Annotated in this window: 11 protein-coding genes; 4 read left to right on the top strand and 7 right to left on the bottom strand. The window is 48.4% G+C overall.

Features of this window, described 5'->3' with window-relative positions; translation table 11 throughout:
- Positions 1 to 11: 11 nt before the first annotated feature.
- Entirely contained in the window at positions 12 to 7,157 is a 7,146-nt protein-coding gene (gene sprA, locus HHL16_RS17540; RefSeq protein ID WP_240966259.1) for a cell surface protein SprA, read from the bottom strand.
- A 47-nt stretch (positions 7,158 to 7,204) separates the two neighbouring features.
- A complete protein-coding gene (gene ruvA, locus HHL16_RS17535; protein ID WP_169426575.1) occupies positions 7,205 to 7,789 on the bottom strand; it encodes a Holliday junction branch migration protein RuvA in 585 nt (194 codons plus the stop codon).
- Positions 7,790 to 7,915: 126 nt separating this feature from the next.
- Here ruvA and HHL16_RS17530 point away from each other — a divergent pair, with 126 nt between their 5' ends.
- The 3 genes from HHL16_RS17530 to HHL16_RS17520 are packed head-to-tail and all read left to right on the top strand — an operon-like array spanning position 7,916 to position 10,775.
- On the top strand, positions 7,916 to 8,908 hold the full coding sequence (locus HHL16_RS17530) for a beta-ketoacyl-ACP synthase III (RefSeq protein WP_169426573.1): 993 nt from the start codon (positions 7,916 to 7,918) through the stop codon (positions 8,906 to 8,908).
- A gap of 12 nt (positions 8,909 to 8,920) precedes the next feature.
- Positions 8,921 to 9,385, top strand: a complete 465-nt coding sequence (locus tag HHL16_RS17525) for a GNAT family N-acetyltransferase (protein ID WP_169426572.1) — start codon at positions 8,921 to 8,923, stop codon at positions 9,383 to 9,385.
- Between the two features lie 43 nt (positions 9,386 to 9,428).
- A complete protein-coding gene (locus HHL16_RS17520) occupies positions 9,429 to 10,775 on the top strand; it encodes a S41 family peptidase (protein WP_169426570.1) in 1,347 nt (448 codons plus the stop codon).
- Positions 10,776 to 10,780: 5 nt separating this feature from the next.
- Here HHL16_RS17520 and HHL16_RS17515 read toward each other — a convergent pair whose 3' ends face one another.
- From HHL16_RS17515 to HHL16_RS17495, 5 genes are all read right to left on the bottom strand, one after another.
- On the bottom strand, positions 10,781 to 11,233 hold the full coding sequence (locus HHL16_RS17515; protein WP_169426569.1) for a hypothetical protein: 453 nt from the start codon (positions 11,231 to 11,233) through the stop codon (positions 10,781 to 10,783).
- Between the two features lie 172 nt (positions 11,234 to 11,405).
- Positions 11,406 to 12,296, bottom strand: coding sequence for an ACP S-malonyltransferase (fabD, locus tag HHL16_RS17510; RefSeq protein WP_169426567.1), 891 nt, complete (start codon positions 12,294 to 12,296; stop codon positions 11,406 to 11,408).
- 143 nt (positions 12,297 to 12,439) lie between these two features.
- On the bottom strand, positions 12,440 to 13,036 hold the full coding sequence (gene folE / locus HHL16_RS17505) for a GTP cyclohydrolase I FolE (RefSeq protein WP_169426566.1): 597 nt from the start codon (positions 13,034 to 13,036) through the stop codon (positions 12,440 to 12,442).
- A gap of 15 nt (positions 13,037 to 13,051) precedes the next feature.
- The gene (locus tag HHL16_RS17500) at positions 13,052 to 13,468 is read right to left on the bottom strand and encodes a 6-carboxytetrahydropterin synthase (protein WP_169426565.1); all 417 of its coding nucleotides are present in this window, start codon (positions 13,466 to 13,468) and stop codon (positions 13,052 to 13,054) included.
- Positions 13,469 to 13,506: 38 nt separating this feature from the next.
- Complete coding sequence (locus HHL16_RS17495) at positions 13,507 to 13,917, bottom strand: 6-carboxytetrahydropterin synthase (protein WP_169426563.1); 411 nt, start codon at positions 13,915 to 13,917, stop codon at positions 13,507 to 13,509.
- Positions 13,918 to 13,983: 66 nt separating this feature from the next.
- Here HHL16_RS17495 and mqnB point away from each other — a divergent pair, with 66 nt between their 5' ends.
- Positions 13,984 to 14,661 carry a futalosine hydrolase gene (gene mqnB, locus HHL16_RS17490; RefSeq protein WP_169426561.1) on the top strand — a complete coding sequence of 226 codons (678 nt, stop codon included), beginning with the start codon at positions 13,984 to 13,986 and terminating at the stop codon, positions 14,659 to 14,661.
- Position 14,662 lies beyond the last annotated feature (1 nt).

Below are 14,662 nucleotides of genomic sequence, written 5' to 3'. Positions count from 1 at the left end.
TTCTCTCTTTCTTATTGTGCCAGTGAGATCCTGATCTGCACACCTGCCCTTGTGTTGGTAATGGGTGGTGATGATGAGATCTTCGGCGTTACTCTTCTCTGCTCGAAATACAATTTGATATTCACCCTGTTGCTGATCACATAATCAATGCTTGGATTGATGAAGATGGTCTTCGCTCCGTTGGTTGGCAACGTGGCTACCTGATCGAGACGGTTATTGGTGGTGATATCGTCACGAACGCTCAGATCGAGACGGAAGCTGGCATCATTCTCCAGCGCTTTTCCTTTCCATTTGATCCAGGAGAACGCACCGCGTTTTCTGTAACCTGCACCGATAGTGAATTCTGTAGAACGTGTTTCGCTCAGCTGATAGTCGATGAGACTAAGGCTCAGCTGCCTTGATTTCTTGTACTCGAAACGTGCTGTCAGCTGATTGGTGAACTGCATATCTACATCTATCAACGGCTCGAAACCTTCACTGATTGTAATGTTAGGTATGAAGAAGTAGGGAACATAGTTGCCGGCCGAATCGATGAAACTTGGGAATCCATACTTGCCTATATCCTGATAGAGCAGCGCTGAACTGAAACTGTTCATGCCTAACGTACTGGTATAACCGTGTGTCAATGTTACGTTGGTGAAGATCTTCTCCAGCGCTTTGATTCTGGTGAGACCGGTATATGTAATCCTCCAGTTCGGTTTCGGAATAATGCCGGAGAACGGATTGGCTCTGATATTCGGATTATTCTGCTTGATCAGTGCAATGCTCTCAGGGCTCTTTCCGGTATAGGCCGCAATGAATGCGGGGATCAATACATCCTGTGCATAGCGGCTGTATCCATTGTAATAACCATCGGAAAGGAATTTCTTACTATCCGGCAAATCTTTCCAGTGCGGGTTCTGCTCTGCGAGTCGTTTGGAGAGAATCAACCGATAGTCCTGAAACTTCTGGAAGATGGTACTCACTTCATTCGGACTCGATTTACTGAAGAGCGTCTGGAATGAAATATAAGTTACACGGAAGCTACCGGCAGCATAAGGGTTCAGCCTTGCAAAGTGATTGCCGGTTCCGGTGGTATCCTTGTAGAGTTCAGAATAGTTTTTACCGAATTGTTTGTCGATGGTGATATCGATCATCAGATCGCGGATCGGCTGTAACTGTGCTGTGATATTGAAGCGCTGCGTATAATCCTGACGGTTCTGGAAGTTGAAGTTTGAATCAGCAGAGAGCCATCCTTTTTGCGCCATTGAGCTGATGAAGCTGGTATCGGGTTGTTTACCGAAGATGAATCCGAGACCGGGAGCTCCGGAGCGGAAGTTCATACCGAGCGCTCTTGTACTGTCTGTGTATCCGTACACAGTAGCGCTGGCTTGTTCGGAGTACTCAAGTTTGGCCCGCTTGAACATGGTGAGAAGTCTGCCTGCGAATTTGGCACCACCGCCGAGTTGCAGCGGTTCATTTCGATCGCGTTTGCTGCGGCCGGCAGAATCTTTCTGCATCGGCTGTCGCGGACCAGCGGGGCCTTCTTCTTCTATTGCCCGCAGCCACCTGCTTTTAGCATACAGTTGTGTAAAGTCCATTTCAAATGCCAGCGCTTTACGCTGCTGGTTGCTCATTGTATTGCCGAGTTCGCGTGCAATAAGTGAGGCACCGATCCAGTTGAATTCAGCTGAATAAGACGCACGGAGTGTGGTCCAGTTCAATGCAGGGATCTTGTTCACCGGCACCATGTACGAGAATTCGGCGCGTTGGTTATAAGAAATGGTACGTCCGCCTTTCCAGAAATTATCCCACATGCGCTTCTTCTCTTTCTGATCGAGTCTTCCTGAATCTTCGTCGATCCATGATTTGTTCACGGCAGAGAAGTCGATATTGAGACTGCGGGTAAGATCCCAGCGAAGGTTATAGTAACGGTCGAACGTAAAGAATTTGTCGTATGTCTCCGGGAGACCGCCTTTCGGTCCGCCTACATTGCGCGGCCTGAATGCACCGAACTGCCGATTCACATCTGCCCTGAATCCGATCAGCGACGGCATCGGGTTGATGTTGAAATCTTTGAAGAGCGCCAGCCAGGGCGAGCGACTCTTGATCAGCCGCTTCGCGGGTTCCCAGAATTTAGGGGTGGATGTATAGTTGTATCCTAATCCCGCTCGCTCTCTGATCAGCTCATTGCTTTCGATCAGCGGATTGTGCTGCTCTTCTTTATAATAGGAGTAGCTCACATCGAAATTCTCGATGCTCCAGATCTGCTGCTTCTTGCCCGATGTATTGTTCTTGCGCACATTGGTGAATGCAAACGATCGGATGGTTTTTACATCGATCGCATCTTTACGGATCGAATCCTTGGCATGCGATGGCGCTGCCTTGATCTTATCTTTCAGTTTCACATCGAGATCATACGGATCATACTCAGGAGTAGACACCGCCTGCGAATAGCTCGCATAGAACGGAATGCTCATGCCTGCGCTCTGCGGCACCAGTTTGCCGAGTTCGAGATTGGTGGCCACATCGAACTGACGGAAATCTTCTCTCGAACGCTCATTGATTCTCTGCTCGATGGTTCCGAATCCGCGCGTATGCGCAGCTCCGGCAAGATAGAGTGTACCCAGATCGGCCAGCTGAATGTCTACCCTTCCAAGTGCAGCCCATCCTCCCTTCTCATCGAGATCGCTGAGGCGAAGCTCGTTGAACCATACTTCGGTACATGCTTCTTCCCTGTTTTTGTTTTCTACACCCAGGAAAAATACCCGCACTTCTCCGAGATTAGGGTTTCCTAAAATCGCATATTCTTTACCGTCAGCATCAATTTGTTTGAAGTAGGTTGATACCTGTCCGCCATTGTTGCGCGCCAGTTTCAGATTGATCAGACGGTTCAGCACCAGATCGAGTTCGTTCTGTGCAGGCCAGATCAATCCCGCATCGGAAGTATACCATGGCGTTATCTTCAGCGGCATCTTGATCTCATAATAGTTATTGATCAGATCGGCACCGAGACGGATCACGGCATACAATTCGTTGTCGCGGATATCCGATGAAGAGTTCACAGATTCTGCGTGCACATACAACTGCATGCGGCCATATTGACGAAGGTCGAGATTCATGGTTTTGAACACACCGCGCGATTCTTTGCGTGGCAGGTTGCAAACACGGAGACTCATAGACTGCTCGTTCAGCAGCAGGTTCACGTTGTTATTGCTCAGCGCCTGCTGACGCAGTACGCCGGGTGGCGTGCGGTATGGCACCGGACGACGTGCATTGTTCTCTTCCACGTTCACCGCCAGCTGATTGAAAATAACAGGCGAGTTTACAGGAAGTGGTTTGTAAGTGCCGGTAGTATCCAGATCGAAGCTGAACCGGCGCCATGTGTTGCGCACCAGTTCGAGTTTCGCAAAGCGAAGCACTACAGAATCTTCAAAGCCGGTGAGGAACATCCGGATGAAACGGATAGATTTGAAGTCGGGGATATTACCCACTTTCTTCTCATATTGTGCAATAGGGATACGGAAGAGATACCATTTCTCTCCCATGCCGCCATTGGGTGTAAATCCAATACTGTCGGTGATGAAGTTCCTTCCTATTTCAAATTCATTCTTTCTCAGTTCTACACGATACTGGAAATATTCTTCCAGCTCATTGAGCGTATTGTCGCGGTTGAATTCTTCCTGATCGGGATACATGGTGAAGGCAGTTACATTGGCCTGTCCGGTTGCAACAGGAGAGTTGCCCTGCGGGCCATTGTAGTTTTTATAACGGCCAAGGATACCCGTACGCGTCTGATCGTATTTGCCATCGCGGTAATTGAGGAAGTCGTCGCCCGAAGGATCGTTGAGCGCTGCCTGATAGATGGCGCTGCCTGTGCCGAATTTATTGGCGAGCTCCTGCAGGTAGTCTGCAAACTTCACACGTTCTGCATCGTTTACGAGACCGTCGAAGCCCGCATCCTGCAACTGTCTGTCTGCAGGATCGTTACTGAATGCCTGCGTTACCTGAATGGGGTTGCCGGGCACTTTACCCCACTTGGTATCCGGATCTTCCAGTGTTTTGGTAACAGCGCCGCTGATACCGTTCTCGAAGAAACGTTTTCCGTCTTTCAATACATCTTCAGATATATTTCCGAGGTTGAAATAGAGTTGACCACCACTGCTGTTAGGCATTTTGAGGTATGGGTCCTGCATCCAGAATTCGATGAATTCCACGTTGCCGGTCTCGAAATCAACCTGATCGAGTCCACGCATAATGCCACCCCATCTTTTTTGCGGGCTGGTTAATTTGCCGTCTGCAGTTACATCGGTTGCATCGAAGTTGTACGGACCTTTTTCGGTTGGATAATAGGCGATATCGAAAGTCACCAGCTGGCTCTGGCCAAGATCTGGTGTACGCTTTGGATAGATCTGCGTGAGGTTCACCGGGCGGATGCGCGGGTCAGTGAAATCTTCGTATCCGCGAACGGGGTTGTTGCCACTTCTTTTGTCCTGCAGAATCGGTTCGATATTGTACCAGGCGATCTTGGCGCGGTTGAAACCATATGGCAGTGAATCGCGACCGTTCGCTTCGGGGAAAAGTCCATTGTTGGCCGGCGTACTCGAAATACCCCAGCTCACGAGCGGGAAGCGAAGGTCGATGGAGTTGCGGCTTCCTTCGAAATCATCGATGAAGATGAGACCCGATTTGCCTTTTCCGATCTGCGGCGGGTGGCCTGGTTTCAGCAATGCAGCTTCGCCGTAGGCTGTGATGGTACTCATCACATTGGTGCTGTAGAAAGGAAGTTTATCGAGCCAGCGCGTCAGTCGCGGACTTTCGGTGCGATAGTTGAAATCCAGTCCGTACATGGTGTTGCGGATAGGATCATCGTTGTACTGCGTTTTGGTGAAGAAGGGTCGTTCGCTCAGTCTCACCATACTTGCGCCGATGTTCAGCGACTCGCGCGAGTTATTGATCAGCTGGTACCCCAGCCGCAGCCCCATGAAGTTTCGCTGCTGTATGCCGATACTCGCATTGTTCTCGAACTGCACATTCACCGGAACGCCGGAATTGAGAATGGCAGGGTTGATCACACGGAGCGTACCCACGTTGTAGTCGATGGTGTAATCGATGTCTTCGCGAAGGATCTGCCCACCCGATGTAACGGATACCGATCCGCGCGGAATATTGAATGCGTTGAGTTGAATTTCAGAATTTGAATTGCCCTTGGCATAACCGCTGATAATGTACCTGTCGAGGTTCGCATAAGTGGCAGCGATGGCCTTGATGGTATCGTAGAGCGGAAGGTAGAGGTATTTATCGCGCACCGCAGGCGGACTGTTTGCGAAGGCCACATCTCCCAGATCTTTACCGAAAGGTTCGAGAAAGGGGAAGATCACTCGCGCCTGCTGGCTCATTACGGTAAAACCTTCAATATAGTCGAACACCCCATCGGGCATAGGGTCGTTCCGGGCATTGAGCCGGTCTGAGTTCAGCAGGGTGATGATCGGTACGCCGGGTTTATCACCTTCGGGCAGGAACCTTTTTTGTCCGAGACTGGGTTGTTCGTAGAGAACGTTGAGTTTGAAATCTTGCGGAGTAACGCTGGAAAGGTATCCGCCGTCTTTCGATTTGAGGGCGTAAACGTTTTTCATCATCAGATCCCAGAGCGGCAGGTTGGTGCGTTGCGAAGTTGCTTTCAGCAATTTGAGGAAGAAGATCTTCTGGGTACCACCTTTGTTGGCGGTGGTATCGGGTGTTATATCCTGTGAGAATTCACCTACCTGCAGAATGCGTCCGTTGTAACTGTACTGGAAGGCTACGCCCAATACTTCATCGGGCTGCAGCGGTTGGTTCAGTGAAAGGAAGCCTACCTGCTGGTTGTAATAATATTCTGAAGGATTGAGTTTGCGTGCGAAAGTTTTTTCGAAGTCCTGCACGGGTGTCAATCCCATATTGTTCAGTCGCGTGGTGATAAGGCTAGGGTTACGCGCGCTCGGATCGTTAATCAGTCTGCTGTAGAGGTTATTCGATTCGTTGGCGGGATATTGTGCTCCCTGAGTGCCGGTAATTCTGGCGCTGTTGTATGGTGATGGCTCGCCGAGATCCATCAAACCAACCACATCGCGGGTTTCGGTGGTAGAGCCGTTTCGGTTGGTAACCCAAACTTCCATCCGAAGGATCTGAATTCTGGAATTCACCACCGGCAGTTTGCTCATGGCTTTGTTGAAGTTCTGGCGGAAGTACTGGGCTAACAGGAAGTGGCGGTTCTCTTCATAATCGTTGGCCTTGAACTCGAAGTACATATTGGAGCTTCCCCCGGCGATGGTCATGCTCTGACGCTGTGAGCGCTGATTGGCAAGCACAGCGGATACGGAGAGCTTTCCGAACTGCAATTCGGTTTTGATACCGAAGAGCTGCTGAGCACCGGGGATGAGAGAACCTTTGGAAGTGAAGCTCACGTTACCGGCTTCGATGCGACGGATAATTTCGTCGTCGGTGCCGGTATAATCGAGTTTCAGCTGGTTCTCGAAATCCATATTGGCCAGCGTATTGTAATTGATGGGGAGCTTCATTTTGTCTCCGATATTGCCGATTACACTGAGATTGGCATTCATATCGAAATCGAAACCGCCGTTGCGGCGCGCTCTTTCGGGAAGAGACGGATTGCGGATATTCTGACCCTGATAACCGGCAATGAGGTTCACCTCGCCCTGTGGCCTGATCTCCACTTTTCCATTTCCGAAGAGGCGGTTGAAGAGGTTATCGGTAACGCTCATCCTTGGGCGAAGCATCTTTTTGTTGAGTGCGCTGAGAATGTTGGAGCGTTTCTTGAAATAATCGTTTTCAGACTTTGCAGCCTGCAAACGGAGGAATTCATCGAAAGTGAGATAGGTTGGCTTTCTGTAGTAGAAGTTGCCAATCTTCTCGATAATATAATACTGCCTTGTTTTTGGATCGTACACCACCGAGTCGGAGATATTTACGGGATCTCTGAGATCGAGTGTGCGTTTGCGTGGAGCGGTGTAACGGTCTCCCCTACGGTCATGAATAGGGTATTTGAGGGTATCCGCAGTTTTTTTGCTGCTGGTATCCTGAAATGGGGCATGGTTAGCCCTGGCAGATGCGCAGACCAGTACGAATACAGTCAGGCAAACTGCTGTTACACAATTTTGGTGGTTGAATTTTCGGGCCAATCTGTTTTTCTCAAGAATTAGTTAAGTAGAAAATCCTGACGATAGGCTTAGAGTGTTTTAAGTGCTTTCTTAATTATTTCTTCTACTAGGGATAGGCCCGGTTCGGCTTTGATAACTTTTTGAACTGCCTGTTCACCGGCGGCACGGGCAATGCCCAGCGCCATCAGAGCATTTAACGCATCCTGCTCAACCGAATTGTATGCTGATGACGTAATATTTGCGTCCAGCCTGGATTTGCTGAGTTTATCCCTCAGTTCCAATACAATGCGTTCAGCAGATTTCTTACCAATACCTTTTATGCTTTCCAGCAATTTAGTGTTACCAGTAGCGATGGCTATGACAAGCTCATCGGGTTTTACAGAAGACAGCATCATCCTTGCAGTAGCTGCACCCACGCCTGAAACGCTGATGAGGTGCAGAAAAAGCTCTTTCTCTACGATGTCAGAAAAACCATACAGGATATGGGCATCTTCGCGGATGGACAGGTGGACATAGAGCATCCCTTTTTCCAGGGATTGTATAGCCGAGTAGGTGTTCAGGCTGATCTGCAATTCGTATCCTACTCCGTTGGCCTCCACATGCACCACCGCAGGTGTTTTATGCACGAAACTACCCCGTATAAAAGCGATCATGAATGCGAAAATAAGGGAAAAACCCATTAAATTATAACTTGTAGAACTGTGACTACTTTTAGCGTAAATTTGTCGGCTTATAAATTAGAGCACCCATAATTATATTCCATATTCTAAATCGCTTTGATGAGTCAAAAAATCACTGCCGCTATAACTGCCGTAGGCGGATATGTTCCTGAAGACAGGCTGACCAATTTCGACCTGGAAAAAATGGTAGATACAAACGACGAATGGATCCGCAGCCGTACCGGTATTGAAGAGAGAAGGATACTGAAGGGCGAAGGCAAAGCCACATCCGACATGGCCGTTCAGGTGGTATTGCAGATTCTGGAGAAAAAGAACCTGAGCCCACTCGACATAGATGCCGTAATTGTAGGCACAGTTACTCCTGATATGTTATTCCCTTCCACTGCCAATATGGTTTGCCATAAAGCAGGGTTGACCAATGCATGGGGATTCGACCTGCTCGCAGCCTGCTCCGGATTTCTTTATTCCTTTACTACCGGCGCTTCGCTGATCGAAAGCGGACGTTACAAAAAGGTAATAGTGATCGGTGCAGACAAAATGAGTTCCATTATCGATTACAGCGACCGCGCAACCTGCATCATCTTTGGTGACGGCGCTGCAGGTGTGCTGCTCGAACCAAGCACTGATGGCTTAGGCCTCCAGGATACCATCCTCAAAAGCGATGGTGGCGGTCAGCCTTATCTGCACATGAAAGCCGGCGGATCACTTCGCCCTGCAAGCATGGAAACAGTGGCTAACAAAGAACATTATGCGTATCAGGAAGGGCAGACCGTTTTCAAAGCCGCCGTTAAAGGAATGGCCGATGTAAGCGCAGAACTGCTCGAAAGAAATAACCTCACCGGCGAAGATATTGCCTGGCTGGTTCCACACCAGGCCAACAAACGCATCATCGACGCCACAGCAGACAGAATGGGTCTCAGCCACGATAAGGTAATGCTCAATATCCAGCGATATGGCAATACCACCGCAGCAACCATCCCCCTCTGTCTCTGGGAATGGGAAAAACAACTGAAGAAAGGCGACAACATTGTACTCGCAGCCTTCGGCGGCGGATTTACATGGGGTGCTACCTGGATCAAATGGGCTTATTAAAAAAAAGATAACATGGAATTCTTCGTCCGGAGGGCCGTTAAGGCCGATTGCCCCAGGCTGATGCAACTGGTAGTTGAACTGGCCGTTTACGAAAAAGAACCCGATGCCGTAATCGTTTCCCCTCAACATTTTGAAGAGAGCGGATTTGGTGAAAACCCGGTATGGTGGGCATTTGTAGCCTGCACAACCGACCCTTCGGGCGTAGAAACCATCCATGGATTTGCATTGTACTATATCCGATACAGCACCTGGAAAGGGCAACGCCTCTATCTCGAAGACCTCATCGTTACAGAAGAAATGCGCGGCAAAGGACTCGGGAAACTGCTCTTCGACCGCGTTTTACAGGAAGCCCGCGAAAATAAATTCACCGGCATGGTTTGGCAAGTACTCGATTGGAATGAACCAGCCATCGATTTTTATAAGAAATACGGCGCAAAACTCGATCAGGGCTGGATCAACTGCTCAGTAGAATTATGAGAACTCACTACAATTTGGTAACTTAACAGACCAAATTGTACGTATGAGAAGATCAATTCTGTGGGCTGTAGCCTCAACCCTGACAATCACTTCAATCATATCCTCCTGCAGCAAAAGCAATAACGATGGCGGAGGAAATATTTCAGAGGACGATAAGCGAAAAGACTCTGCTCTCTATTTTGCAAGAGCATTCTATCTCTGGAATGATAAGATCCCTTCTAATTTCGATGCACACAAATACACTGATCCCGATGGTGTGATGAAAGCCATCAGAGCCTACAGCATTGAACCCGGTTTCGATAAGCCTGTAGACCGCTGGAGCTTTGCCATGCCGCAAAAAGACTGGGACAATCTCAGTCAGGGCATTTCGCTCGACTATGGCATGGGCTACAAGTATCTCACCAATAATGATCTTCGCATAACCTACGTAGAGCCTGCGTCTCCCGGCGGCAAAGCCCATGTACAGCGCGGCTGGCGCATTACAAAGATCAATAACATAACCGATGTAAGCTATGCCAACGTTAATGCCGTATCTACTGCATTGTTCGAAAGCAACAATATCACTTTAGTCTTTGCAAGAGAAGGGAAGGCCGATACCACTGTAAATCTTACCACTGCCTCTTACACCGAGGAACCACTGGTACTCGATACTGTGTACAACACCAATGCTACCAAAACCGGTTACATGGTGTACAATTCATTTCTCGGAGACACCACTGCTACCAAAGCGAAGTTTGCCAACGTATTCAACAAATTCACTACTGCGGGCATCAGCAATCTGATCCTTGACCTGCGTTATAACGGTGGTGGCTATGTGCTTTTGCAGGATGAACTGGCCAACTATCTGGCTCCAAACTCTGCAAACGGACAGATCATGGAAGTAGAGCGCCACAATGCCAATCTTTCACAATACGACGAAACTGTCCGCTTCCAGAAGAAAGGCTCACTCAATCTCACGCAGATATTTATAATTACCACAGACAATACTGCTTCGGCCAGTGAGCTGCTGATCAACAGCCTCCGGCCATTTATGACGGTTAGGCGCATAGGCGATACCACACACGGCAAACCCGTGGGTTACTTCCCTCAACCTGTGATGGGCTGGGTTGTACTGCCGGTTTCTTCAAAAACCACCAACAAAAATGGAGAAGGTAATTACTACAAAGGTTTTGCGCCAGACCAGCTGATGAACGATGGAATTGACAAGAACTGGGGAGATGTAAACGAAAAATGTCTCGCAGCCGCGCTCAATTACATCAAAACCGGCACTTACGTTACCGGCGCGCAATCTGGCCCGCTTTCAACGGAATCTGGCATCATGCCCGCGTACCATAATCAAATGCTGAATACGCACCGTTTCAAAGGCGCTATTGAAACACCGCGGCGATAATCAACTTAACGGATTCTTTCAAATTCGATCATTTCGGGAATGCCCGGCCGCTCAAAGAAGTGATCTATAGCGAGCGACTTATGATCGTTTGAAAGCCGGAATTCATAAGCCGTATATTTGGTGGCAGCGTTGTAGAAACTATAGAGGTAAATACTGTCTTTTGTTCGATAGTATGAATATATGCCCGAAGGAGATCTCTCGCTGCCATCATAATCTTTATACGACTGGGAGCTCAGGATAAAAGTGCCGGCATTGGAAGGTGGCCTCCAGGGCACACGATCGAGGAGTGCTTTGGGGGTATCGAAATTAAGTGTGTCTTTTCGCTGAGATTTTTCAATCCAAACGCCGAGGTAAGGGCCATCGGCCGAAAATGTACGTTCCAGCGAATCTGGTCCGTTCTTTTGGCACGCAGCCAGCGCCAGTACCACTAACAGCAAAACAGCATACCGAAACCTCATTGGGGATCTTTTTTGTTTTTCAATCTTCATTTCACCTTCTTCACAAAGGGCCTGGTACCAAAAATGAAAACAGGCCAACCGTAATTTATTCATTCATACGATTGACCTGTTTTGCCTTGAAAAACGTTGTTTCGGGTTTTAAAAATTGACAAATGTCAACTATTTGCCCTTATTATGAAACTCCTTCAGTGGTAGCAGTTTTGTCGATTTTGCCGATCAGCCCCTGCAATACTTTACCTGGTCCAACTTCAGTGAAGCGGTTGGCACCGTCGGCGATCATTGCCTGCACGCTCTGCGTCCAGCGAACAGCGCCGGTAAGCTGATCGATCAGGTTCTTCTTGATTTCTTCCTTATCTACAACAGCCTTGGCAACCACGTTCTGGTAAACCGGGCAGGTAGGAGAATAGAAAGTGGTGGCTTCGATAGCTGCTTTCAGTTCTTCGCGGGCAGGCGCCATGAGCGGTGAATGGAAGGCTCCGCCTACAGGCAGTACCAGTGCTCGTTTTGCGCCGGCTGCTTTCATTCTTTCATTGGCAATTTCAATGCCTTTGATGGAACCGCTGATTACGAGCTGTCCGGGACAGTTGAAATTAGCAGGCACTACTATTTCGCCGGTTTCCGCCTGAACCGCTGCGCAGATCTCTTCCACTTTGGCGTCTTCGAGGCCCAGCACAGCTGCCATGGTAGAAGGCTGCATTTCGCAGGCTTTCTGCATCGCCTGAGCGCGGATGCTCACCAGTTTCAATCCATCTTCAAAACTCAGTACGCCATTGGCTACGAGCGCAGAGAATTCTCCGAGCGAATGCCCGGCTACCATATCCGGCTTAGTGCCGTCGATGCCTTTGAAAGCGATCACAGAATGCAGAAATACTGCAGGCTGGGTCACTTTTGTCTGACGCAGGTCTTCTTCAGTGCCTTCAAACATGATGTCTGAAATACGAAACCCAACAATCTCGTTGGCCTGTTCAAACAGTTTTTTGGCAAAAACACTCAAATTATAATGGTCTTTTCCCATTCCAGGGAATTGTGATCCTTGTCCTGGAAACACAAATGCATGCTTCATAAGTACCTGGGGTTTAGACGAACAAAAATGCCACAAAGGACTTATATAACCAAAATCTTTGTGGCATACGAAATTTTCATTTCCTGCAAACATACGTCTGGCGCGGGTTACCCGTAACCATCCGTTTCATTGTGGGAAAATTATCAATGCAGGCGGGAAGAAATCAGCTTGGTGAATTCACTTCTTGTTTCACTTTTTTCAAACTCACCCCAGAAAGCAGAAGTGGTGGTTACCGAGTTCTGTTTCTGTACGCCGCGCATCATCATGCAAAGGTGAGATGCTTCAATTACCACTGCTACGCCGAGTGGGCGAAGGGTGTCCTTGATGGCATCGAGTATCTGGGTGGTGAGTCTTTCCTGCACCTGGAGTCTTCTTGAATATACATCCACCACACGGGCCAGTTTGCTGAGGCCGGTGATATGACCATTGGGGATGTAGGCAATATGTGCTTTACCGAAGAATGGTAGCAGGTGGTGTTCGCACATGCTGTACAGCTCGATGTCTTTTACAAGAATCATTTCGCTTACTTCTTCGCGGAACATGGCGGAAGAGAGGATCGCTTTCGCGTCCATCTGATAACCCTGTGTGAGATACTGCATGGCTTTCGCCATTCTTTCGGGAGTTTTCACCAGGCCTTCGCGCTGGGGATCTTCGCCGAGAAGATTGAGCACATCGCGGTAATTCTCGATCAGTCCGGAAGTGATCTTGTCTTCGTATTGCTCTGTTTTGGTGTATGCCATTGTTAGAAATTTAAGTTAGAGCACCGGGTATTCTACGAAGTTCCGCTCTGTTTCGTAGAGTCGGATCTGCAGATCGAAAGAGGGATCGATCTTTGCGCGCAGGATTTCGTAAATCACGATGCAGATATTTTCGGCAGTCGGGTTCTTTGTTTTAAAGAATGGTGTGTCCAGGTTGAGATTGCGGTGATCGAGTTGTTCGAGCACTTCATCGCGGATCAGGTCACTGAGCAGTTTCAGGTCCATCACATAGCCGGTTTCCGGGTCAGGTACACCTGCCACTTTCACCACAAGCTCATAGTTATGGCCATGGAAATTAGGATTATTGCACTTGCCGAAAACCGCATCGTTCTTTGCCATATCCCAATCAGGATTGAATAACCGATGGGCTGCATTGAAATGTTCCTTGCGGAATACAGCTACTTTCTGGCTCATATCAAATGTATTACGATAATTGCAATAAAAGGTTTGCCTTAGTTGCCAAAGTACTCAACAAAAATCCGTGGGGTTTCATAGAGCTTGATGCAATGCAACTGTACGGATGCGGGTAAGTGGGGCTCCAGCTGCTGCCAGATTGCAATGGCCAGGTTCTCTGTAGAGCAAAGCTTGCCCTGCATGAAATCCACGTCCATATTGAGATTCTTGTGATCAAGCTTGTCCAGTACATGCTTCTCGATCAGCTTGCTCAGTTGCTTTACATCGTACAGAAATCCGGTATCGGGATCGGGATTGCCTTTGATGGTCACCAGCAGCTCATAATTATGGCCATGCCAGTGCTCATTGGCGCATTTTCCGAATACGTCTTCATTTTTCTCCTTGCTCCAGGAGGGGTTATACAGTTTATGGGCTGCATTAAAGTGTTCAACACGAGTCAGATACACCATAGATGATCATTAAATTGCCGCGCAAAGGTACAATTTAATGGGTTTACAACTCCTATCTTTGCTCATATGGAAATAATGCTGGTTGCCGCCACTCAGCTGGAAATAGCGCCAACACTGGATTGGCTGCAAAAAAACAGTTTTCGTACCGGAAATAATCACCAAATCAGTGTTTTGATTACCGGCGTTGGAGTGGTGCTTACCACTTACAGCCTGATGGAGGCGCTTCGCGACAAAAAACCTGCCGCCTGGCTGCAAGCCGGAATCGGTGGAAGTTTTTCGCTGAACTGCCCTCCCGGAACACTCAGCATTGTTCAGGAAGAAGCTTTCGGAGACCTTGGAGTAGAAGAAAATGGCCAGTTCAGAGATGTATTCGATATGCAATTTCAGGAAGCAAATGCTTTTCCATTCACCGAAAAGTGCCTGCTCAATCCATACACTTCACACTGGGCGCATCTGCAATTGCCGTTTGTAAAATCAGTGACCGTAAATGAGATCACTACTTCCCCTCAAAGAATTCAAACCCTGCAACAAAAGTATGCCGCGATTGTTGAATCCATGGAAGGTGCAGCATTCCATTATGTGAGCCTGCGGCAACAGATTCCTTTTCTGCAACTTCGCTCCATTTCAAATATGGTAGGCGAAAGAGACAAGAAGAACTGGAAACTGAAAGAATCGGTTGCCATACTGAATAAACAGGTAATTGAAATACTGCAGCAACCCGAACTGTTTGTACAAAATAATTGAT

It is taken from the genome of Pseudoflavitalea sp. G-6-1-2, assembly GCF_012927185.1.
Lineage (GTDB): Bacteria > Bacteroidota > Bacteroidia > Chitinophagales > Chitinophagaceae > Pseudobacter.
Note: the sequence above shows the minus strand (reverse complement) of the source record. Positions and strands in the feature narration are given on the sequence as shown.